The 22,068-nt window shown below is 47.8% G+C and carries 21 protein-coding genes and 1 pseudogene; 9 read left to right on the plus strand and 13 right to left on the minus strand.

Annotation, left to right across the window (positions count from 1 at the left end; translation table 11 throughout):
- Both GX659_07185 and GX659_07190 read right to left on the minus strand, forming a co-directional pair.
- The coding region (locus GX659_07185; GenBank protein ID NLD28566.1) for a hypothetical protein at positions 1–341 on the minus strand (341 nt) is incomplete at its 3' end.
- Positions 338–1,078 (minus strand): hypothetical protein, encoded by a 741-nt coding sequence (locus tag GX659_07190; protein NLD28567.1) that lies wholly within the window; start codon positions 1,076–1,078, stop codon positions 338–340. The genes GX659_07185 and GX659_07190, both read right to left, overlap by 4 nt.
- A 181-nt stretch (positions 1,079–1,259) precedes the next feature.
- On the opposite strand from GX659_07190, the gene GX659_07195 reads away from it, so the two are divergent.
- Genes GX659_07195 through GX659_07205 form a run of 3 tightly spaced genes read left to right on the plus strand, consistent with a single transcriptional unit; the run spans position 1,260 to position 4,045 of the window.
- On the plus strand, positions 1,260–2,117 hold the full coding sequence (locus GX659_07195; protein ID NLD28568.1) for a sulfide/dihydroorotate dehydrogenase-like FAD/NAD-binding protein: 858 nt from the start codon (positions 1,260–1,262) through the stop codon (positions 2,115–2,117).
- A gap of 56 nt (positions 2,118–2,173) precedes the next feature.
- Entirely contained in the window at positions 2,174–3,565 is a 1,392-nt protein-coding gene (gltA, locus tag GX659_07200; GenBank protein ID NLD28569.1) for an NADPH-dependent glutamate synthase, read from the plus strand.
- 27 nt (positions 3,566–3,592) lie between these two features.
- Positions 3,593–4,045: a ferritin family protein gene (locus GX659_07205; protein ID NLD28570.1), complete on the plus strand. Its 453-nt coding sequence runs from the start codon at positions 3,593–3,595 to the stop codon at positions 4,043–4,045.
- Between the two features lie 7 nt (positions 4,046–4,052).
- Here GX659_07205 and GX659_07210 read toward each other — a convergent pair whose 3' ends face one another.
- The 3 genes from GX659_07210 to GX659_07220 form a co-directional block, all read right to left on the minus strand.
- Positions 4,053–4,574 carry a hypothetical protein gene (locus GX659_07210; GenBank protein NLD28571.1) on the minus strand — a complete coding sequence of 174 codons (522 nt, stop codon included), beginning with the start codon at positions 4,572–4,574 and terminating at the stop codon, positions 4,053–4,055.
- A gap of 319 nt (positions 4,575–4,893) precedes the next feature.
- Positions 4,894–6,654, minus strand: coding sequence for an aspartate--tRNA ligase (aspS, locus tag GX659_07215; protein ID NLD28572.1), 1,761 nt, complete (start codon positions 6,652–6,654; stop codon positions 4,894–4,896).
- Positions 6,655–6,701: 47 nt separating this feature from the next.
- Positions 6,702–7,976 (minus strand): histidine--tRNA ligase, encoded by a 1,275-nt coding sequence (locus tag GX659_07220; GenBank protein NLD28573.1) that lies wholly within the window; start codon positions 7,974–7,976, stop codon positions 6,702–6,704.
- 89 nt (positions 7,977–8,065) lie between these two features.
- Here GX659_07220 and GX659_07225 point away from each other — a divergent pair, with 89 nt between their 5' ends.
- Complete coding sequence (locus GX659_07225) at positions 8,066–9,142, plus strand: hypothetical protein (protein NLD28574.1); 1,077 nt, start codon at positions 8,066–8,068, stop codon at positions 9,140–9,142.
- Positions 9,143–9,348: 206 nt separating this feature from the next.
- Here GX659_07225 and GX659_07230 read toward each other — a convergent pair whose 3' ends face one another.
- From GX659_07230 to GX659_07255, 6 genes are all read right to left on the minus strand, one after another.
- Positions 9,349–10,326 (minus strand): deoxyhypusine synthase family protein, encoded by a 978-nt coding sequence (locus tag GX659_07230; GenBank protein NLD28575.1) that lies wholly within the window; start codon positions 10,324–10,326, stop codon positions 9,349–9,351.
- A 182-nt stretch (positions 10,327–10,508) separates the two neighbouring features.
- Positions 10,509–11,381, minus strand: coding sequence for an AAA family ATPase (locus tag GX659_07235; GenBank protein ID NLD28576.1), 873 nt, complete (start codon positions 11,379–11,381; stop codon positions 10,509–10,511).
- A 78-nt stretch (positions 11,382–11,459) separates the two neighbouring features.
- The gene (locus GX659_07240; protein NLD28577.1) at positions 11,460–13,070 is read right to left on the minus strand and encodes a tetratricopeptide repeat protein; all 1,611 of its coding nucleotides are present in this window, start codon (positions 13,068–13,070) and stop codon (positions 11,460–11,462) included.
- 20 nt (positions 13,071–13,090) lie between these two features.
- A complete protein-coding gene (locus GX659_07245; GenBank protein NLD28578.1) occupies positions 13,091–13,219 on the minus strand; it encodes a tetratricopeptide repeat protein in 129 nt (42 codons plus the stop codon).
- 713 nt (positions 13,220–13,932) lie between these two features.
- The gene (locus tag GX659_07250) at positions 13,933–14,148 is read right to left on the minus strand and encodes a helix-turn-helix transcriptional regulator (GenBank protein NLD28579.1); all 216 of its coding nucleotides are present in this window, start codon (positions 14,146–14,148) and stop codon (positions 13,933–13,935) included.
- A gap of 178 nt (positions 14,149–14,326) precedes the next feature.
- Positions 14,327–15,133 (minus strand): prepilin peptidase, encoded by an 807-nt coding sequence (locus tag GX659_07255; GenBank protein ID NLD28580.1) that lies wholly within the window; start codon positions 15,131–15,133, stop codon positions 14,327–14,329.
- A gap of 113 nt (positions 15,134–15,246) precedes the next feature.
- Here GX659_07255 and gatC point away from each other — a divergent pair, with 113 nt between their 5' ends.
- From gatC to GX659_07280, 5 genes are all read left to right on the plus strand, one after another.
- Complete coding sequence (gene gatC, locus GX659_07260; GenBank protein NLD28581.1) at positions 15,247–15,546, plus strand: Asp-tRNA(Asn)/Glu-tRNA(Gln) amidotransferase subunit GatC; 300 nt, start codon at positions 15,247–15,249, stop codon at positions 15,544–15,546.
- On the plus strand, positions 15,536–17,008 hold the full coding sequence (gatA, locus tag GX659_07265; protein NLD28582.1) for an Asp-tRNA(Asn)/Glu-tRNA(Gln) amidotransferase subunit GatA: 1,473 nt from the start codon (positions 15,536–15,538) through the stop codon (positions 17,006–17,008). Before gatC ends, gatA begins: the two co-directional genes overlap by 11 nt.
- Entirely contained in the window at positions 17,005–18,432 is a 1,428-nt protein-coding gene (gene gatB, locus GX659_07270; protein ID NLD28583.1) for an Asp-tRNA(Asn)/Glu-tRNA(Gln) amidotransferase subunit GatB, read from the plus strand. Before gatA ends, gatB begins: the two co-directional genes overlap by 4 nt.
- A 12-nt stretch (positions 18,433–18,444) precedes the next feature.
- On the plus strand, positions 18,445–19,485 hold the full coding sequence (gene mtnA / locus GX659_07275; protein ID NLD28584.1) for an S-methyl-5-thioribose-1-phosphate isomerase: 1,041 nt from the start codon (positions 18,445–18,447) through the stop codon (positions 19,483–19,485).
- 311 nt (positions 19,486–19,796) lie between these two features.
- Complete coding sequence (locus GX659_07280; protein ID NLD28585.1) at positions 19,797–20,048, plus strand: hypothetical protein; 252 nt, start codon at positions 19,797–19,799, stop codon at positions 20,046–20,048.
- A gap of 62 nt (positions 20,049–20,110) precedes the next feature.
- Here the strand turns inward: GX659_07280 and uvrC are convergent.
- Both uvrC and GX659_07290 read right to left on the minus strand, forming a co-directional pair.
- Positions 20,111–21,742, minus strand: a pseudogene (uvrC, locus tag GX659_07285) (excinuclease ABC subunit UvrC).
- 91 nt (positions 21,743–21,833) lie between these two features.
- Positions 21,834–22,068 (minus strand): hypothetical protein (locus GX659_07290; protein ID NLD28586.1); only part of this gene is annotated, 235 nt, incomplete at its 5' end.

Here is a 22,068-nt window from a genome sequence, read left to right on the forward strand (position 1 = left end):
AGCGTTTGACTCTCATAATAATTGGGGTTCTCCTCGGAAATCTTTTTCACCTCTTTATTGAATCTTGCGAGCATGAAGTCGAAAAGCCTGCCCGCATTCTCATTCAGACCGTAGTTATCCCCTTCCTTGTGTGAGTAGATCCTTTCGAAGCCGGACTCCTCCCACATATTATCCTCCAGAAACTTTTCCCAGATCCAGACGAAATCATCGACCTGCAAAAATTTGCCTATATGGAATATTCTGGCGCGCTCATTCTCATCGACCCTTTTCAAACAGTCTATAAATTCCGACTTGCCCGCAGCTGGGCGCCCCAATAAAAGTATATTTTCAAATCTGTTCATTTTTTCTTCTCCTGGTAGATCTCGAATAGGCGATCAAGATGAGGTCCGTATCGTTTCGCCAATGGCCCGCGTTCTTTGAGCTCGGGAGTATTATTCATCGTTACAAATGGTATATCGACGCCATGAAAGGTAAGAAAACCAAATTCTTTTCCGCCAGTCAGTTCATGCCAGTCGTCGATTTTATAAAAATACTCCATCGTCTCCTTCGGGGCCATATGGGCGAGGCTGGAGCTTTTAAGCTTCTCCTGATATCTTGCTATGTTTCTTCGCCACGACTCCTCGAAATCGACGTCAACGTAAAGTATTGCCGCCTTTTCCAAAACCTCCTTTGAAAGCCTCGTGAGCGCATTTTTGTAGGCATCCTTCATCCCGCGAGCGAACTCTATGATGAGGGTCCCCTCTTCATAAAAATCCGGATTGGAAAGATACTTCTTGTTTATTACGTAGTTGAATTTTGCGAAGAGAAAATCGTAGAGCTTTATCTGATCCGGAAATTTTACGTTGTAATTTCCTTCCTTGCGTTCCGAAAACACCCTTTCGTAGCCCGCTTCTTCCCATAGGTCATCCTCGAGAAATTTTTCCCATAGCCAGAAAAAATCGTCCACCCCCTCAATCTTGCCCAGATGATATTTATCGGCCCTTTCGGAATCGGAGGTTTTTTCCATAAAATCTATAAACTCCGATTTTCCGGCTGCGGGGCGCCCTAGAAGCAGAAAATGGTCGAATGTCCTACTCACGATTTCCTCCTCTGTTTGTGGTGGTTGGGATCAAAGGGAGAGCTAGCACGAAAGAAGCATCGACTGCAAGGCTTGCAAATACAGATTTTACCTATAAAAACTGCCCTAGCACTCCTTGACAAAGGGGAATGCTTCAACTATTGCGTTGCCGCGCTAACTTACCAAATATGAAAGGATTTTTATGAACAGGATAGTACGGAGGAATCAACTCTCCGATAACGTGGTGGAGCTCGTAGTGGCATCCCCGGTCATCGCCCGCAAACGAAAGCCCGGTCAGTTTATAATACTTCGTACTCACGCCGACAAAGCGGAGAGAATACCGCTGACGATAGCCGACGCGGATTCAAATGCAGGGACGATCACTCTCGTGTTTCAGGTTGTCGGGAAAAGCACTGCGGAGCTTTCGGATCTGAAAGAAGGGGATTCAATACACGACCTCGCCGGGCCTCTGGGTAAACCTACACACGTAGAAAATTTTGGAAGCGTGGTCTGTATCGGCGGGGGAATAGGAATCGCTCCGCTCCATCCGATCGCTCAGGCGATGAAGTCTGCAGGCAACAGGGTAACATCAATACTCGGCGCCAGGACAAAAAATCTTCTGATAATGCAGGAGCATATGAAGAAGGCTTCCGACGAAGTGATAGTTGTCACCGACGACGGAAGCGCAGGTGATCAGGGATTCGTCACAACCGCACTGGAAAAATTAATTTCTTCCGGAGAAAAAATCGACATGGTTGTAGCGATAGGGCCTTCGATAATGATGAAGATGGTCTGCAAGGTTACAAAACAGCACGACATCAGAACGGTGGTTTCCTTAAACACCATTATGGTCGATGGAACCGGCATGTGCGGATGTTGCAGAGTTTCGGTGGATGGAACTACTCAGTTCGTATGCGTGGACGGACCGGAATTCGACGGACATAAGGTAGATTTCGAAGAAATGATGCAGAGGCAATCGACATACCTGGATCAGGAAAAAAAATCTTACGAAATTTATAAGCACGGCTGCGGCGACAACTGCACCTGCAACCGCAAATAATTTTCAAAAAACGGCAGCACTAGGAGATTTCGATGACACTGACAGCGGCGGAAAGAATGAAAATACCCAGGCAGAACATGAGGGAGCAGCCCCCTGCCGAAAGGGTAAAAAATTTCAAAGAGGTTCCATTCGGCTATACTGAGGACGAAGCTGTAGAGGAAGCAAAGCGATGTATAGCCTGCAAGGCGCCACAGTGCATGACCGGATGCCCCGTGGAAATAGATATTCCAAAATTCATACAGCAGATAGCTAACCGCGATTTCGAAAGAGCTATTGAAACTGTCAAGAAGACAAACCTCCTTCCTGCCGTCTGTGGCAGGGTATGCCCGCAAGAGACTCAATGCGAAATCAAGTGTATCCTGGGAAAGAAGCACAAGCCCGTCGCAATAGGAAATCTCGAAAGATTCATCGCCGACTATGAACGAAACAAACTTGGCGCAAAAATTCCTCAAATCGCCAGCAAAAGCGGACGTCGAGTTGCAGTCGTTGGCGCAGGACCCGCAGGACTTACCGTTGCCGGAGACCTCGCAAAGATGGGACACTCGGTAACCGTATTCGAAGCTCTTCACAGGCTCGGCGGCGTCCTCATGTACGGAATCCCGGAATTTCGGCTGCCAAAGGAAATTCTTGAATTCGAAGCCAAATTTCTCGAAAAATTGGGCGTGGAATTTAAGGTCAATGCGGTTATAGGTATGCAGTATTCTCTGGATGAACTCTTCGAGCAGGGATTCGAAGCGATCTTCCTTGGGACTGGAGCCGGGCTCCCCTATTTCATGAACATACCCGGTGAAAACTTCAACGGCGTATATTCCGCAAACGAATATTTGACCAGGTCGAATCTGATGGGGGCATATGAATTCCCGAAATCCGACACTCCAATAGCTCAGTCCAAAAATGTAGCCGTCGTAGGCGGCGGAAATGTGGCTATGGATGCAGCCAGAACGGCAAAGAGGCTCGGCGCTGAAAATGTCTATATAATATACAGACGCTCGGAACAGGAAATGCCAGCAAGGCTCGCCGAAGTTCATCACGCGAAGGAAGAAGGAATAATCTTCAACATCCTCATGAATCCGACCAGATTCATAGGTGATAAAAACGGATGGCTAACTAAGGTCGAGTGCATAAAGATGGAACTCGGGGAACCGGATAACTCTGGGAGAAGGCGCCCGGTACCGGTGAAAGGCTCCGAATTTATGATCGACATCGACTGTGCCGTTATCGCCATAGGAAACGGTCCAAACCCTCTGGTTCCGCGTACTACGCCAGATCTGGAAACCAACAAGTGGGGAAATATCATAGCAAATCCCGAAACCCAGAAGACTTCGAAGAAGGGGGTGTTCGCCGGAGGGGATATAGTTCTCGGCGCCGCAACCGTCATTCTCGCAATGGGAGAAGGACGGCGAGCCGCCAAGGCAATAGATGATTACTTGAAAACAGGGAACTGGTAGCACATAAAAGCAAGGGGAGGGCTTCACATGCAGAAAAATTTCGCATCTGAACTGATAGCAAAAGCGATTGAACGTGAGGAGGATGCCCATAGGTTATATAGTCAAGCGGCAAACCTCGCTCAAAAGCCGGAAGTCAAAAAACTTTTTGAGGAACTCGCATCGCAGGAACTCGACCATAAAGAAACGCTCAAGAAAATAGACCCGTCCCAGTTTAGCGAAAAAGCCAGCGAAAAGACTGCGACTTCAAACATCGCTTCTCTTGTCGAACCACGCAAACTCAACCCAGGGTTTTCTATTCAGGATGCGCTGATTTTCGCCATAAAAAGAGAGGAAGAATCCTATCGTTTTTACACCGAATTCGCTGAGCTGGCCGAGGATGAAAAACTTAAAAATATTTTCTTCAACCTAGCAGCGATGGAGATGCATCACAAAAACTCGCTGGAAGATATCTACGACAGAAAAATAGCGTGGGAGAACTAGGCTGTCTTCACCCTGATGATTCTTCCTCAAGATCTCCCGATGAAAAAGAAGATAGGATATCCTTTTGGACTATCTGATAAGCAGCAAGCGAATATTTTGAATCCCGTTCGATATCGGAGGCGAGCTGCTCACCATCTTTTCCGGCAAGATTTATGAATTCACGCGCACGCAACCCGCTCTCATCGTGATTCACAATCGTAAGATTTTTCCCATCCCCCTTCGGATCCTTCAGATGTATAGTCAGGTGTTTCACTATAACGGTATTTTTAAGATTGCTCGTAATCTGGCGCTTAGTTGGCAGCGGCCTCACGTCCTCAGGTGAAACAAACAAGTGATGAATTTCTCCGTTGATCTCTATCGGCCTCTGGCGGTCTTCGGAGTTCTCCGGACCGATAACTATTTCGTAGTGGCCGTAATTGGCATTCACGCTTATGACATGGACCTCGCCCGGCTTCATATCCTTCAGATCCTTGACCACCTCAGCGAGCTGTTTGAAAAAAGGAGCGGTAGGTCGCTTTTTTCTACTCATTTGTCCCCCCTCGGTTCTTTTCCCAGTACGCTCCGCTTCCAAGCAAGAGCAATTCATATGCCAATAAATGTCATAGATTTTTTATTGATAACTAATTGAAAAATAAGAAATTATCATAGAGACCTCGCGAAACAGCCCACACCCCCGCAGGTCAATATATTGACGAACGCGAAGAAGCTGTGGAGTTTTTGACATGGGCTCAAATTAACAGCAGAGACCTTTTCCCCATAGGGAGAAAGAGGAGGGGCTTAATCGCCCTGAAAATTAAAGAAAATGCGAAATAGTTGAAAGGTTGAGCTTCCTACAGTTAGCGAGGGTTCTACTTCGAAAGCGATATCCCTAGTTCAGCGAGTTGGTGCTCATCAACATTCGAAGGGGCATCCGACATGAGATCGGTGGCCGACGTAGTCTTTGGAAAAGCTATGACATCGCGTATGGAATCCGTGCCGGCAAGGAGCATAACCAGCCTGTCTAGCCCCAAGGCAATTCCCCCATGCGGAGGAGCCCCGAACTGAAGCGCATCAAGGAGAAAACCAAACTTGGCGCGTGCCTCCTCTTCGCATATTCCGAGCACATCGAATATTTTCGACTGCATGCGGCTGTCATGAATACGAGTCGATCCGCCGCCGACCTCGCTGCCGTTCATCACGATGTCATAGGCTAAGGAACGAGCCTTCGATGGATCGGAATCCAAAAGCGCCACGTCATCAGGATGAGGGGCTGTGAAAGGATGATGAACGGCTACGTACCGCTTCTCATCGTTATTCCATTCCAGAAGCGGGAAATCCACTACCCAGAATATGTCCAGCTTCGATTCATCCAGAAGCCCCAATTTTTTCCCAAGGAAAGTCCTAACGTTTCCGAGGGATACATTTGCTGTATTTGCGAAATCAGCGACGAGAAGGACTATATCCCCATCTTTCGCATTACAGGATTTTATAATATTATCCTTCTCCGCATCGGAGAAAAATTTTGCCACCGACCCACTCCAGCCATCAGCGGAAAGCTTCACCCACGCAAGCCCCTTCGCGCCGAAGGTCTTTGCCACCACCTCAAGCTCGGCGATCTCTTTCCTGGAGAGCTCATGCGCACCAACATTGAGCGCTTTGACTATTCCTCCATTTGCCACGACGCCAGCGAAGGTTTTAAATCCGGAATTTTTGAACCCCGCCGTGACATCGGCCAGTTTCCAAGGAATACGCCTGTCCGGCCTGTCGCTTCCATAGAGTGACATCGCATCGGCGTATGTCATCCTCTCGATCGGAAGCGATATATCTATCCCTTGGGTTTCGCGAATTACCTTTTGGAAAAAACCATCCATTATTGAAAGAAGGCCGTCACGATCCAAAAAAGAGGCTTCTACGTCGATCTGCGTGAACTCAGGCTGGCGGTCAGCGCGGAGGTCCTCGTCCCTGAAGCACTTCACTACCTGAAAATATCTGTCGAAACCTGAAACCATCAGGAGCTGTTTGAATATCTGGGGGCTCTGCGGAAGTGCGTAGAACATCCCCTTGCTGATGCGCGATGGCACCAGATAGTCGCGAGCGCCTTCCGGAGTGCTCTTCGTAAGGAACGGCGTCTCTATTTCAAGAAATCCGTTATCGGAAAGATAATTTCTCGCATACTGCACAATCCTATGGCGCAGAGCGAGGATCTTTTGAAGCGCTGGTCTGCGAAGATCGATATACCTGTATTTCAAACGAAGTTCTTCGGAAACATCCGTCTCGTCCTCAACAAGAAACGGAAGAGGCTTGGAGGTATTTAGTATCTGCACCGAATCCGCTAAAATTTCAATCTCTCCGGTAGAAATCCTTTCGTTGGACTGCCCCTCCGGACGTCTGGAGACAGCCCCCTCTATTTCCAGAACATATTCAAAACGAACCGATTCTGTCGCCTTCATTATTTCCGCCGAGACGTGTTCCGGGTTTATCACAACCTGAGTGGTGCCAAACCTGTCGCGAAGCCCCAGGAAGATCAGGCTGCCGAGATCCCTTCTTGAACCGACCCAGCCCTGAAGTAAAACTCTTTTCCCCTCGTCGGAGCCCCTCAGCTCACCGCAAGTATGTGTCCTCTTCTTCATTTTTACGATTCACTCCCTTGAAAAAGAACGGTGGGTTACAAAGCAAATCAACCACCTATCTCGATGAAATGCATTGGAAGATCTTTGAGTCTTACCTCTTTCTGACTTCCCGCTTGCATATCGCGAACTATCGCGTGGCCTTTTTGAATTTCATCTTCGCCGATTATCACGACTGACTTGGCCAAAAGCTTGTCGGCCCTCTTCATCTGCGATTTAAGGGACTTTGAGGCATAATCCCACTCGACGCGAACCCCATCTTTCCTGAGAATTTGTATCATGGGCAGGGCGGCATCCCGCGCCTTATCTCCCAGTACGGCGAAATATATTACGTCGTCATTATAAAATTCCTGGCTGTAGGTCTGTTCCAAAAGAAGTACGAGCCTCTCCATTCCTAGCGCAAAGCCGATGCCAGGGAGATCAGGACCACCCAGTTCTTTGACGAGGCCATCATACCTTCCGCCAGCCAAAACTGCGTTTTGTGAACCGAGCTTGTCGGTGAGGAATTCAAAGGTCGTACGCATATAGTAGTCCAGACCGCGCACGATCCTGTCGTTTACTGTGTATCCTACCTCAAGTAAATTTAGGGTCTCTTTCACCGTATTGAAATGTTCTACGCATTCATCACACCAAAAATCCGGGAATCGCGGAGCAGACTCAACTATTTTTTTGCAGCCCTCATTTTTACAATCCAGTATTCGCATCGGATTTTTGCCAAGCCTTCTTGCGCAGTCGCCGCAAAGCCCAGACTTAGATGATTCAAAGTAACTTACCAAGGCAGAGTTGAACTGAGGACGGCACGCAGGGCAGCCTATTGAATTTATCTCGAGGACCAATCCCTCCGCGCCGACATCTTTCAGAAAATGGTCGGCCATCGCGATAACCTCTGCATCGGCCATCGGGCTTTTGACATCGAAAAGCTCGCATCCAATCTGGTAGAACTGGCGCTGACGCCCTTTCTGGGGCCTCTCTCGGCGAAACATCGGCCCTATATAGAAAAATCTGGCCAGCGGAGCAGTATGACATATGTTGGATTCTATGTAGGCGCGCACCACAGGAGCGGTGCCCTCTGGGCGTAAAGTGAGCTTATCATCTCCCTGATCGACAAAACTGTACATCTCCTTTTCGACTATCGACGAGCTTTCGCCGACACCTCTGACGAAGAGATCGGTATTCTCGACTATCGGGGTTCTGATTTCATAATAACCATAGGTTGAAAAAATCCTCCTGGCGCTCTTCTCGATGCGCTGCCACATCTTGACGGATGGTGGAATTACATCGACCATCCCCTTGATAGCCCTGATTATTTGTTTATCTTTTGCCATAGGACTGGCGAGAAGTATCAGAGGAAAATATCCCATGTCAACGCAATTGCCTTGCGGCAACCACCTAAAAACATTAGAATATCGACCACATGAAGTCACTTGCAGCCAGAATTCCTCTGATTTTAATGTTCTTCCTCGTAGCCGGATGTAAAAACCCCTTCGTGAACCCGTTTGGGGGAATGTTTGGCGATGGCGATAACTCCCGACCTTCCGCCGAACCTAGCAGGGTAATCGAGCCCACAGAAAAGTTTGCCATAGCTATCGGAGGGGTGGCCCTCGGCCGTGATGAACTAGTTCTATACGACGAAAAAGGGAAGCCCAGACAGTTCAGCTCCGACCTGCTCTCATGCGAATCTGAAAAAAACATCGTAGATATCGAGGAGCGTCCTGGCTTCGAATCAGCCTCAGATGGCAGCGGAGTCAGGATAATAGCAAGGTCGCCCGGAGTGACCGCAGTGAGATGCAGCTTCGGGGATATAGAGATGGAAGAAGTTTATGAGGTTACTGTTCCGCCGCAATCATTGATACAGATTCTCGTAGCTGAAGCCGGAGGCCAGATCGCTGACGAAGCAGAATTAGACGAGGATTATGACGATCCCGTCGTAAAGCTCTCCAGCAGGTCGCCAACCGCAGAGCTGCTAGCTTCAGTGATTAAAAACAGGATCATCATAATAAACAATGAAGATGATCCATCGCTGTTCGCTGTGAAAAAAAATGATTACGATTTAGAGGCGCCTACATCGTATTACGATTCAGTGATATTGGCGAATGGGCAGTTTTCACCTACCGATCCAGAAGATATCATGCACAACGTATTTAAAAACGCCTCGAGCAGAGATAACCTCTCAGCCGACTGGCAGATAGCATATGATCAGGCAGTGCTGACAGCCGCTGCGATATTCAACGGAGATGTCCAGGACGATACCGGTGAATCCTTCGGTTTCTTTTCACCTGATGAAGATATTTGGAACGACATATGGAATGCGTTCCGACTTGGACAGGAAATACCGGATAGCTCGCCCTTTACTGATTATACGTTCAAGGAACTCGCACCGATACAGCTGCTTTTGCACCCTGATGTAAAAAAATACAGCGATGGAAGGCCGTCATTTATATTCGCAAGACGGCGCGGGGAAAACAGCTTCGCCGTAGAAGACACTCCATAATATGTTTTAAAAAATACACGGCCCTGTCCAAGATAAGCCACATCCCTTAGTCATCTTTTGAAAGTCATCATTTTGTTCGCGTAAATATCTCGCAAAACTTGCATCAAATTTTTTCTGTAGTCACCATACTTCCAGCAGAATCAAGGATGACATTTCCCATTTTTCTATCGCAGGCTGTTTTTTGCATCCTTGCGCGATCTGACACCTCACTGTCCAAGTACGTATGCGAACATAAGTGGTGCCACTATCGTAGCATCGGATTCAATTATGAACCGCGGTGTCTCTATGCCAAGTTTTTCCCAAGTTATTTTCTCATTAGGAACGGCCCCGCTGTAGGATCCATAAGAGGTTGTACTATCTGATATCTGACAAAAGTATCCCCAAAGCTTAACATCTGACTGTAGTTCCTGGCGAAGCATCGGCACAACGCAGATCGGAAAATCACCGGCTATTCCTCCGCCGATTTGAAAGAAACCTACATATTGAGTTTTTGTGTTCTCAAGGTACCAGTCAGCCAAAAAGTTCATTTGTTCAATGCCATTTTTGACCAAATTCACGTCCTTAATATCGCCGTTTCTGACAGCCGCAGTGAAGATATTGCCTAAGGAGGAATCCTCCCATCCAGGCGTCCATATGGGGATATTCTTTTCACAGGCGGCAAGAACCCAGCTGTTTTTTGGATCTATCTGATGATGCTGAACGAAATCACCATTTCTTATGCAATCGTATATGAACTCGTAGTGATATTTCCTATTATTGGTGGCATCAGCATTTTTCCAATGTTTATACAAGATTCCTTCAACTTTTTTCATGCATTCATGCTCAGGAATACATGTATCGGTAACACGACTGAACTTCTGTTTCAGTAGCTCCAGTTCATCATCGGGAGTAAGATGTCTGTAATGCGGAATTTTTTTATAATGCTCATGAGCTATAAGATTGAAGATATCCTCTTCTATATTTGCTCCGGTACATGTTATCGCATGAACCTTATCCTGACGTATCATCTCGGCAAGCGAAATGCCAAGCTCGGCAGTGCTCATAGCACCGGCAAGAGTGATCATCATCTTGCCGCCGTCATCCAGATGCTTTTTATATGCTTTCGATGCATCTAGAAGAGTTGCTGCGTTAAAGTGAAGAAAATTCTTTCTGATAAAATCAGAAACAGGTGAATTTTTTGACATAGTTTTCCTCCTTTAGTTAGTGACGCAAATTCTAAAATTATATTACTAATTAGGGCGTCAAGACATGATATGTCAATGAATAAAACCTCTAAACAGCCTTGCAAGCTCGATAAAGACTATATTGGAAGCAAATATGTTCTTTTGTGAGAGTGCAAGGCGAGCTTACTACATCAAAACACGCGCTATCTTCGTTCGGTAGCCTCTATCGCGGGATTTATCAGAGGCAGACCCAAGTCTTCGCCAACGCTGCGAATAACCTCGGCACCCAGCGGCAACTCAGCTTTTCGAATGAACCCTTCAAAGAGCGCATTATCGCAAAGCACATTTACCATTCTCGGATTGCCGTTTGTAAGTTCGTAGATTTCCTCAAATGCATCGGCGCTGAATATTTGCGACTCTCCTCCGGCGTGTGAAATTCTGAAGTTGACATAGTCGACAAGAACTTCTGGAGAAAAATTTTTTAGTCTGTATCTAACCGCAGTGCGCTGTTTGAGAGCGCTGTCATTTTCAAGGCAAGCGTCTAACTCCGGCATTCCGAACATCACAAAGGAAAGAAGTTTTGAATCCGGAAGCTCCAGATTCAAAAGGCCGCGAATTTCTTCGAGCGTCTCACGCTGCCTGAGCATATGTGCCTCATCTATCAGTATGACAGCACGGCGTCCCTCTTCATGGATTTCGACAAGCCTGTCATACAACCTTCCGATCAGGTCAACCTTGCTAGCCCCTTCATCCACTATTCCAAACTGCGCAGAGACCCTCTTAATGAGCCACTCGCTGGTCACATCCGCATGCAAGACAACTAATAGAGAGACTTCAAACTTGTCATCAGGAAGATTTTCGAGAAGCCTCCTCGCCAACAAGGTCTTTCCGGTTCCTATGTCACCGACCAGGACGGCCAAACCCATCATCCCTTCCACAGCCCTTGAAAGACGCAGCATCGCTTGATCGTGCTGCTCATTGTGGTAATAAAAATTAGTGAGCGGCATTATTGAAAAAGGCTCTTCACGGAGTCCGTAATATGTAAGATGGTCCATGGCGTTCGGAAATATACCCACATCCCTGCAAATATACAACCCCCGGTATAACAGATGTTCAGCGGGAAAACAGAATTAAACGGTTGAGTGACAAAATCGTCAGACGAACGATATCTTCTTTCGTCCCAAATTCTTTGGGGCGGAACCCTTTGAAGGGTCCTTTTCACGCCTCGATTGGCGATGCACAGCTTTTTTGACCTGGGCCACCTGACGCTTAGGATCCGATTCTACAGGAGCCTTTTTGGAGGTGCTCGGCATCTTGATTCCTAGTGCGCCGACCAATTTATTTACCCGCTCCATAAGATTGCCTTCGATAATGCCAGCCGCAAAAATGGATTTAACTATATCTGATGCCTTTTTAAACTCGCTGTTTGACTCGTCGATAAGCCCCATCTTTTTATATGCGCTGCCGAGATCAAAGGCCGCTTCAGCCTGTTGAAGGTTATCAACTATGCTGATTTTGCTTTTTTTAACCAAATCCGGAGGCTTCGCATCGACCTCAGCGACATATATCTTATCCGTTTCAGCATTTTCATCGGATTTATCTTTCAAGCCGCCTATTCCCTGAGAACCGGAATAACTATCAAACTGCGTAGAAAGGGAGCCGGCCGCCTCCACCTTTTTCTCTGATTTAGTAGATGATCTATTGACGCCTTTTTCTGAGTCAGGAGGTGCGGAATTTGAAACTGCTTCGGACAAACCATCTTTTTGATGCTGTTCCCTGATCTGCCTGCCTATCTCCTCATCCTCAATTTCTTTGCGTCTGGCAAGCGCCCTTGCAACTATGATTGGCATGCCGCCCGGGCTGACCGCATCGACGAGGTCGGAAAATCTCTCCTCCTCGTCAGGAAAAATTACGAGGATTTCGGTGATGGCATGCAGCATCCCCTCGATGTCCCCGCGCTTTTTACAGAGATCGGCAAGGATTAACAGCTTCTTTCTGGCAGTTTCATTCTGATTTTGAGCCACATACAGAGAGGCCATGTATTTCAAAAGTTCTGGATCGGAGTCGACGAGTTCTCCAACCATCTCCAGCCATTTAAGGGCCTTTTTGGAGTTTTTAAGGCTGCGGTAGATCGATATCAGCTTCTTGAGCATGTCATAACGCGCGGGCCTGTGTGACAAAATCTTCTCAAGGAGGTCGGCAAGCTTCTGAGGATCCTTCCCGTCATGTTCAAGCTGGCGAGCATACTCCTCGTATTGATCTATGGCCTCATCTATCCTCCCCTCTTTCTGATAGGTTTCGGCAAGGCGGGTCCTTGCCGCGCCATCATTTGGGACCAGACTTACTATCCTCGCCCGTATTTCAACGGCCCGATCTCCCATCCCCCTCGACTCAAAAGCGCTCGCCAAGATGCCATACTGCCTGACTGCATCGGCTATGAGCCCCATCCTTTCATACAGCGATGCAAGCTGTTCGTTGACCTCTATCAGCGACGGGTTGAGCCTGAGAATATTCTTGCTTACAGTCACCGCCTTGAGAAAAAAGCCTTCATCTTCGTAGGATTTGGAAACCTCGCGATAAATTCTGATGGCGTCATTGACCTGTTTGCGCTTTGCAAACAACTCCGCTATGCGCAGCTTGACACGGAGATCGGAGGGATCGGCCGCAACGATCTTTTCATACTCGCGAATCGCCCTGTCGAGCCTCCCCTCTTCTATGAAGATTCTGGCCTGCTCGAGTATCTTTTCCTTATTGAGGATATTCATCGGCAGCTGGATTCCAAAAATCAACCGGCGCTGGTCACGAACTCGAGTCCGCGCCTGGCGGCGTCATTGTGTGGATCCCTCTTGAGTATAGCTTCGTATATCTCGCGAGCCCTGTCGCGATGCCCCTGCGCTGAATAAATATTGGCCATCGTGACGGTCTCCCACGATGGCACCCTTCTAGGAACGTACTGTTGGCTCTGATCAACTGATAAATCCTGGCGAGGATCTTCAACTTTTACGGGAACAGAGCCCTGACCGAATGATGTTATTTCAGCCTCAAGCGACTTCGCTTCGGAATGATCGGGGATCACCTCCAGGATTCTTTTCACCGAATCAAGCGCCTCGGTGTATTCCGACCTACGAATTCTTATCTTGGCCATCATCATGTGCCCAGTGACAAGAGAGGGATGATGGCTTATGCCAGATTCACAAATTTTGACGGCTTCATCGAGCATACCGTACTTCATAAAGTACTCTGCGATTGGAACGAATACAACAGAGGCGGGATTCGATTGCCACTGGCTGTAATACTTCAAAAAAAGCGAATTATTGAGGAGTTCCGGATGCATAGGCTCCTGCGGAAATACAACAAAGATGACGCATAATCAAGGGAATTAGGTCGGATGGCTCGGCAAATAATAAAATTGCGAGGCGCAATTATTCCCGCAGCCTCAAGCGGAACTCCATCCCCCCAGTTAACCAGTCACAAGTTTGGATTTGCAAGTCACGACAGTTGTTGACTCCTCCTCTACCCACCACGGGGAAGTGGAATTAAAGTACTCGTGGATGACAGGCTCACATAAAACGAAAAAACCGCACGATAATCTCGCGCGGCCATTGTTCATTTAAAGTTATCTGAAAATCATTCCGGGAAAACACGGTTCTTGTCTGATAGCTTCATCCCAAGGGCGAGGATAATCTTTCTCTTCGTATCCATCCGGCACGGCATGCCACGCTCGACTCTATCTATCGTAAGGGCCGAAAGACCGGCCTTCCTGGCCAGCTCAGCCTTGCTCATAAGAAGTTCCTCGCGTAATTTCATCACGTTATTCGGTACATTGTTATTTTTCTGATTCATCAAGCCCACCCATCGTAAAAACAGATGCCATCGGCATCTGTTCCACATCATTAATAGAGGAATTATCGTCGTGACACCTATAATCGTCAAGACTTTTTAAACAAATTAAATAAATTATATGTATAATTATCTATAAATTATATTAAGATAATTGAGCTAACTATGCGTTTTATATGCGTTATCTCAAAAAAAGACCAAAATACCAGTCGACCACCATTTCACCAAAGAAAAGATAGAATATCGCGGCCATAACGAGGAAAGGCCCATACGGAATTGGGTGCTTTGAATCCTTCCTATAGAAGAGCATGAGACCGAGCCCTATCGCCGATCCTGCAATTGAAGAGAGAAAAAGCGTCACCAATGCACCACGCCATCCGAAAAAGGCACCGAACATCGCCGCAAGCTTGATGTCTCCGCCACCCAAGCCCTCGCGCTTTTTTATTTTCTCATATGAATAGGCCACCAAAAACAACAAACCACCACCGATCAGAATTCCTAGTATCGAGTCCAACGCTGAGGCTGCATATGAGCCCCTTTTATTTAAATATAGAGTCGCTAAAAATCCCGTAACGATCCCTGTCAGCGATATAGAGTCGGGAATGATCATGTGCCTGATATCTATAAGGGCAGCTATTATGAGCGGAATTACGAATAGAATCAGATAGATAAAAAACTGAACCGGCTCCCTGAAGTGATGCCAGAGCGATACCGCCATCACGATAGAGAGCAGCTCGACCATAGGATATGTAATTGAAATTCTATTTCTGCAGGATGAACATACTCCGCGCAGGAAAATATAGCTTATCAAAGGGATATTTTCCCATGGCCGTATGGCGTGACCGCATGAAGGACAGCGCGAACCCGGTCGGACAACCGATTTCCCCTCGGGAATCCTCACTATACAGACGTTCGCGAAGCTGCCGAGTATTGCGCCCATGGTTCCTGCCAGAAGATAGAGTACCCACCCCGGAAATATATGTAACATTCCGGACTTGTATCACAGCCGACGGACAATTCACAAGCAACCTTAGAATCTTGCTTAACATATCCCCGTATGTTAAGCGGAGCGCCTTGGCTGCTTTAAAGATCGGAGCGGATTTGAAAGAAAAAAACATCATAGAGGACCTGAAAAGGGTGGCATCCCTGTCGCGCCTCGGATTTGACGAGAAGAACCTCTCAATTCTAATCGAAAAGGCCAGGAGCATGCTCGGCTACATAGAGCAGCTAAACGAACTCGACACTGAAGGAATTGAACCGACCTCACACGCAGTACAGATCGAGGCACGCCTGCGAGAAGACTCTGTAGAGAGCTTTGAAGAACATGATAAAATAATCGAGATCGCCCCGGAAAAAAGCGGGCACTTCGTGCAGGTCCCAAAGGTGATCGATGCTGAATAGTTCTGAAATAAGATTTTCCTCCCTCTCCGATCTCTCCGAAATGCTTTCGGGCGAAAAGGCATCATCTGAAGAGATAACGAAGGCATTTCTCAATCTGGCGGAGAAGGAGAATGAAAACATAGGGGCCTTTCTTACGATAGCGCCGGAGCAGGCGATCGCCTCCGCCAGGGAATCTGACAAAAGGAGATCAAGAGGGGCGCCACTATCGCACTTCGATGGAATCCCAATAGCCCTCAAGGATGTATTCGTCACCAAAGGAATGCGCACCACATGCTCATCTAAAATGCTTGAAAATTACATTCCGCCCTACGATGGAACGGTGGTCGAAAAATTGAAAAATATGGGTTTTATCATCTTCGGCAAGCTCTCGATGGATGAGTTTGCAATGGGGACATCGAATGAACATTCCGCATTTGGACCGGTAAAGAACCCCTGGGATCTAGCAAGAACGCCCGGAGGATCGAGTGGAGGCTCTGCGGCAGCGATAGCGGCCGGGCTCACCCCAGTCTCTCTGGGAACGGACACCGGCGGGTCAGTGCGCCTTCCGGCTGCCTACTGCGGCATAGTGGGGCTAAAACCAACATACGGCAGGATCAGCCGATATGGAGTAGTTGCGTTCGCGAGCTCCCTCGATCAGGTGGGGCCGATGACCAGGAACGTATCGGACTGTGCAGCGATGCTCTCGGCGATAGCCGGATACGATCCGAAGGATTCAACCTCTATCCCCGGAGATCTCCCGAATTATCATTCTCTGCTAAGCGGAAAAATAGACGGCCTCAGGATAGGGATTCCATCTGAATTCTTTTCCGGTGGAATAGACGATGAAGTCAGATCTTCCATTGAAAACGCAATAAAGACCTGCGAAAAGCTCGGAGCAAAAACGGTTTCGATATCATTGCCCCATGCCAAGTATGCAGTCCCCTGTTATTATATCATTGCCACTGCCGAAGCCTCATCGAACCTCGCCCGCTACGACGGAATACGCTACGGATTTAGCGCTAAGAGGAACTTAAGCCTCGACGATCTGATGAAGGCTAGCAGAACCGCAGGTTTCGGCCCCGAGGTCAGCCTTCGTATTATCGTCGGGACCTACGTACTTTCATCTGGATATTATGACGCGTATTATCTGAAGGCCCAAAAAGTTCGCACGCTCATCAAAGAAGATTTTTTTGATGCCTTCAAAAAATGCGACCTGATCATGTCGCCGACATCGACCTCGTGCGCCTTCAAGCTCGGTGAAAGATCGGACGACCCTGTGCAGATGTACCTAAACGACATCTTCACAAGTCCTGTAAATCTCTCCGGCCTTCCAGGGATGTCAATACCATGCGGGTTCTCGCGTGAAGGGCTGCCGATCGGACTTCAAATTATAGGAAGGCCGCTCGATGAAGGCCGTATGTTAAACGTTGCCTACGCATATGAACAGGCTACGGAGTGGAAAACGAGGAGGCCGCCAATATGAAATACGAAGCGGTAATAGGCCTCGAGGTACACGCTCAGCTCAAAACCAGAACAAAGATGTTCTGTTCCTGTTCAACATCTTTCGGCGACAGGCCAAACAGCAACATCTGCCCAGTTTGCACGGGCCAGCCAGGCACGCTCCCAGTGGTGAATAAAAACGCGATCGAAATGGCAATCAAAACGGGACTGGCTGTAGGATGCACTATCAACACAAAGAGCATCTTCGCCAGAAAGAATTATTTCTACCCAGACCTCCCAAAAGGATATCAAATATCGCAGCACGAATTCCCGCTTTGCACCATGGGGTATATGGATATCACGTATGAAAAATCAACGAAAAGAATAGGGATTACGAGAATTCATCTCGAAGAGGATACGGGCAAATTGATGCACGACATGGGGAATCCAAATGAAAGCCATGTGGACTTCAACCGCTGCGGAGTTCCTCTCATAGAAATAGTCTCCGAACCCGACGTGCGCAATCCCAAAGAAGCTGGCGAATATTTAAGAACGCTTAGAAACGTACTCGTCTATCTCGATGTCTGCGAAGGCAACCTGCAGGAAGGGAACTTTCGATGCGATGCTAACGTATCGATAAGACCGATGGGGCAGGAGAAATTTGGCACGCGCAGTGAGATAAAAAATCTCAACTCCTTCAAAGCGGTTGAGCGTGCGATCGCCTATGAAATAGAGCGCCAGGTCAAACTTCTGGATTCAGAAGGAAAGATCGTTCAGGAAACGCGTCTTTGGAACGACGCTGCCGGAAAAACCGAAAGCCTTCGAAGCAAGGAGGAGGCTCACGACTACAGATATTTTCCGGACCCCGACCTTCTTCCTCTCAAGGTTTCTAATGAATGGATAGAGAAGGTAAGAAAGTCGATCCCGGAACTCGCACTGGAAAGATCCGCTCGCTTCGTCAGCCAGTATTCTATACCACGCTACGATGCCGATGTTCTTACCGATGAAAAGTCGATAGCCGATTATTTCGAAGATGTGGTTAAATCCGGAGCTCCGCCCAAGAAGGCATCCAATTGGGTCATGGGCGAAATTCTCCGGCAGCTCAATGAGGATGGATCTGAAATATCCGCATGCAAAATTTCACCCGCAGGCCTCGCACAGCTCATATCGCTGATAGAAAAAGGGGTTATATCCGGCACCATGGCAAAAGAGGTATTTGCCGAAATGTACCGAAGCGGAGAAAGTGCCGAAACAATTGTAAAAACTAAAGGGCTTACACAGATGAGCGACTCGTCGGAGATCGAAAAGATCGTCGACGATGTTATAGCAGCCAACCAAGCGCAACACGCACAATATAAGGCTGGCAAAGAAACCATTTTTGGATTCTTCGTCGGTCAGGTAATGAAAGCGTCAAAGGGAAAAGCCAATCCCGCAGTCGTGAACGAACTTCTGAAAAAGAAACTGTGAGGTGGTTAAAAGATGGATATCATAAAGACAATAGAGTGGCAGGGAGACAGAGTTGTAATGCTAGACCAAAGGCGCCTTCCAAGAGAGGAAGTCTACAATACCTATGAGGACTATCTGGAGGTGGCGCACGCAATCAAGAGCATGGTTATTCGCGGCGCGCCGGCCATAGGCGTCGCAGCAGCGATGGGCATGGCTCTGGGATCGATGGGAATAGGAATCGACAACTTCGACGACTTTTTCAAGAAACTCTCCACGATAGGTGACAAGCTCGCCTCCACGCGCCCTACTGCTGTCAACCTCTTCTGGGCGATAGAACGAATGAAAAATGCGGCGCTGGCGAACAGGGAAAGAGAAATACCTGAGATCGTTGAGGCACTAAAGCTGGAGGCGCTTAAAATTTATTCCGAAGATATCGAAGCCAATCACATGATAGGCAGAAACGGGGAAAAATTGCTGTCGGATGGGATGAGCATTTTGACCCATTGCAACGCCGGAGCTCTAGCCACAGCAGGTTTTGGAACGGCGCTTGGCGTTATCTACACCGCCACCGACGCCGGAAAACGCATCCACGTCTATGCCGATGAGACGCGCCCAAGGCTTCAGGGTGCGATGCTCACCGCGTGGGAGCTTCAAAAACACGGGATAGAAGTCACCGTAATATGCGATACGATGATGGGCAGCCTGATGCGCGCAGGAAAAATCAACGCGTGCATCGTAGGGGCTGACAGGATCGCTAGAAACGGGGATGTCGCCAATAAGATCGGTACCTATCAGGTAGCCGTTTTGGCCAAGCACCATAAAATTCCTTTTTACGTCGCCGCACCGCTTTCAACCATCGACATGACGATAAAAAATGGCTACGACATCCCAATAGAAGAGCGCGACCCGCATGAAGTAACACATATAAATTCTACGCAGATAACGCCTGATTATGTCGAGATATGCAATCCTGCATTCGACGTAACTCCTGCAGATCTGGTAAGCGCTATCATCACAGAAAGGGGAATAATAAAGGCTCCCTTTGAAAGTTCACTTGAAAAGATATTCTCGTAATTGTCTTGAAAACAACGAAATCACATTCAAAAATATCTTCAATATAAACTAACTTCAATCTAAACTAGCTGCGATTTGATCTGCCAGAGCACAGCCTTGCCAGTCAGCATTCACGAGTTACCGGTCACGACTCCTACAACGAGCCTCTTTTGGCGACTTTTTGACATCTTCTCCCAAAGCGATACTCGCGCACAACTTTAGCGTTCCTCTCTAGAATTAGCTTTTCTTTGAATAACACCTAATTACCCTTAAATTTTATCGGACCATGGCTGGCACGCCTCTTGCTTATAATCACGTTAGGAGAAGGCGATATGGCACACAGAGAGGCATTCCAGGAAATGGTCTTCAAGAGGGTGCTAGCGAGCTCCTCTGAGGAGTTCGATCACAGAAATTCGGCGGTTCTCTCATGCGGCGGAATATACATCCCTCATCGCGGTGACCCCAAGGTAAGGTTGATGAGCATACTCACCACCGCCAGAAAAGATGAACCGGTAAAACTCGTATCTCAGAGCAAACCGCGAAACGCCCTTTTCGAAGTTCTTATGAAGGAGAATCTAAACTGACGCTCTAGGAAGAGCATAATGCTCTCCTTTTCCTTGAAAATGCCGGCTCACCGCCGGCATTTTTATTTCCCGAAAGACTTCTTGTCGCGGCGGCGGCAATGCGCGGAAATGGCAAAACGATGCGCCTCATCGCGCACCTTCATGAGAAGGAGCAGCTCCTTCGACTTGGCCTTTATGTTGACCGGGTTCATCCTGCCCGGGATGAATATCTGGTCGGGTTCATCATCTTTTTTCCCTTTTGCGATAGCTGCCAATGGCAGAGATAATCCGAGCTCCTCAACTGCACGCATCGCGGTCGCAAGCTGACCCCGCCCTCCGTCAACGAGCAAAATATCCGGCATTTCTCGTTCGACATTCTCTGCATATCTCCTTTTAATAACCTCGTACATCATCGCGTAGTCATCCGGCGTCGTGAGAGTTCGAATGTTAAAAATTCTATAATTTTTCTTATCCGGCTCACCATGAAGAAATGACACTATCGCACCAACCGCTTCGCGACCACCGGTATTGGATATATCGACGCATTCGATTTTCTGAATCGGCGAAATGAGCGCGAGTTTTTTTGAAAGCTTTTCAAAAACGGCGTCATCCTCTTTTCTCATGAGCTTGAATCGTAAAAACTCCCTGGCGTTTTCAAGAGCGAGCATCAGAATTCTGTGTGCCGCCCCCTTTTTAGGGATTGAAATAGAAAATTTTTTGCCACTTCTATCAGATACGATCTTTTCCACCAGACTGCGGTCCGCTGGAGCCGACTCCATAATGGCCTTGACAGGAATAAAGCTGCCTTCCACATATCGCTGAAGAAGAAAATCCCTCAGCACCTCCGGAGCGTCCTGAACGCCGCACTTTAAGTGGTAATTTCTCTGGCCGGAGATAGCTCCAGAACGCACCTCCATTACGGATATGATGCAGTCTGAGCCCTCCGACTCCATAGCGATGGCATCGTTATCGCTAGAACCGTGGCGGATGACATTTTGTCTTTCAAGCGCATCTGAGATCATCCCTATTGCATCGCGACAGCGTGCCGCCTCCTCGTAATCCATCTTCGCGGAGGCATCGGACATGCGTTTTTTCAGCATACCAACCAAATACTTTTTCTTGCCGGAAAGAAATGATGCGACATCGGATAGATGAAGAGCATATTCATCCTGTGAAATTTTTTTCACGCAGGGAGCACTGCACCTTCCTATATCGTGTTTGAGGCAGGCCCTGACCCTGTTTGCAAACTCCCTGTCGGTGCAAGACCTGATCTGGAAAAACCTCGTTATCTGCTCCACGGCCTCACGCGCCGCAGCTGCAGAGTCGTATGGACCGAAATATTTAGCCCCCTCCTTTTTTGGACGCCTGGTAACAGAAATTCCAGGGAAAGGATGTTCCATCCCTATTCTGATGTAGAGGTGGCTCTTGTCATCCTTGAGTTCAATATTGTAGCGTGGCTTATGCTTTTTGATCAGCGTACTTTCGAGCAGCAGCGCCTCTTTTTCGGAATCCGTGACTATAAAATCTACAGATCGAGTCTTTGCGATCAGAAAATATATCTGAGGTCGGTCGTCGCCAGAGGAGCGGAAATAACTGCCTACCCTTTTTCGAAGATTTTTTGCTTTGCCTACGTATAAGATCTCACCGCGCAAACCCTTGAAAAGATACACGCCCGGACGCTGCGGAAAATTTTTGGTGCGCTCCTTGATATCCATGCGACGAGATTAATCCCACCATCGGCTTTGACAACAAAAATCCGCGGCCCCCCTGTGAGGAACCGCGGATTGAGCAATCAGGAAAGTCCCGTTAGAATGTAGCCGACAACATCAACACGACATCGTGCTGTGCGTTGTTTCTGGTATAGGTACCGAAGTTAGGATCGTTGGGATCAGAATCCTCGGCAAAAAATCTGTACATCCTGTAATTGAGCTGCAGCTTCATATTGTTTTCAAAAATATAGTAGTTAAGACCACCTCCAAGCTCCCAGGAATCGTTTCCAGGACTCTGACGAAATGCCTGTGATGCCTGCGCAGCGATCTCA

Source organism: Myxococcales bacterium (genome assembly GCA_012513515.1).
Taxonomy (GTDB): Bacteria; UBA10199; UBA10199; order 2-02-FULL-44-16; family JAAZCA01; genus JAAZCA01.

Coding starts and splice junctions, on each gene's coding strand:
- GX659_07195 (NLD28568.1), top strand. CDS start 1,260: ATGAACAGGATAGTACGGAGGAATCAACTCTCCGATAACGTGGTGGAG.
- gltA (NLD28569.1), top strand. CDS start 2,174: ATGAAAATACCCAGGCAGAACATGAGGGAGCAGCCCCCTGCCGAAAGG.
- GX659_07205 (NLD28570.1), top strand. CDS start 3,593: ATGCAGAAAAATTTCGCATCTGAACTGATAGCAAAAGCGATTGAACGT.
- GX659_07210 (NLD28571.1), bottom strand. CDS start 4,574: ATGAGTAGAAAAAAGCGACCTACCGCTCCTTTTTTCAAACAGCTCGCT.
- aspS (NLD28572.1), bottom strand. CDS start 6,654: ATGAAGAAGAGGACACATACTTGCGGTGAGCTGAGGGGCTCCGACGAG.
- GX659_07220 (NLD28573.1), bottom strand. CDS start 7,976: ATGGCAAAAGATAAACAAATAATCAGGGCTATCAAGGGGATGGTCGAT.
- GX659_07225 (NLD28574.1), top strand. CDS start 8,066: ATGAAGTCACTTGCAGCCAGAATTCCTCTGATTTTAATGTTCTTCCTC.
- GX659_07230 (NLD28575.1), bottom strand. CDS start 10,326: ATGTCAAAAAATTCACCTGTTTCTGATTTTATCAGAAAGAATTTTCTT.
- GX659_07240 (NLD28577.1), bottom strand. CDS start 13,070: ATGAATATCCTCAATAAGGAAAAGATACTCGAGCAGGCCAGAATCTTC.
- GX659_07245 (NLD28578.1), bottom strand. CDS start 13,219: ATGGCCAATATTTATTCAGCGCAGGGGCATCGCGACAGGGCTCGCGAG.
- GX659_07250 (NLD28579.1), bottom strand. CDS start 14,148: ATGAATCAGAAAAATAACAATGTACCGAATAACGTGATGAAATTACGC.
- GX659_07255 (NLD28580.1), bottom strand. CDS start 15,133: ATGTTACATATATTTCCGGGGTGGGTACTCTATCTTCTGGCAGGAACC.
- gatA (NLD28582.1), top strand. CDS start 15,536: ATGCTGAATAGTTCTGAAATAAGATTTTCCTCCCTCTCCGATCTCTCC.
- gatB (NLD28583.1), top strand. CDS start 17,005: ATGAAATACGAAGCGGTAATAGGCCTCGAGGTACACGCTCAGCTCAAA.
- mtnA (NLD28584.1), top strand. CDS start 18,445: ATGGATATCATAAAGACAATAGAGTGGCAGGGAGACAGAGTTGTAATG.
- GX659_07280 (NLD28585.1), top strand. CDS start 19,797: ATGGCACACAGAGAGGCATTCCAGGAAATGGTCTTCAAGAGGGTGCTA.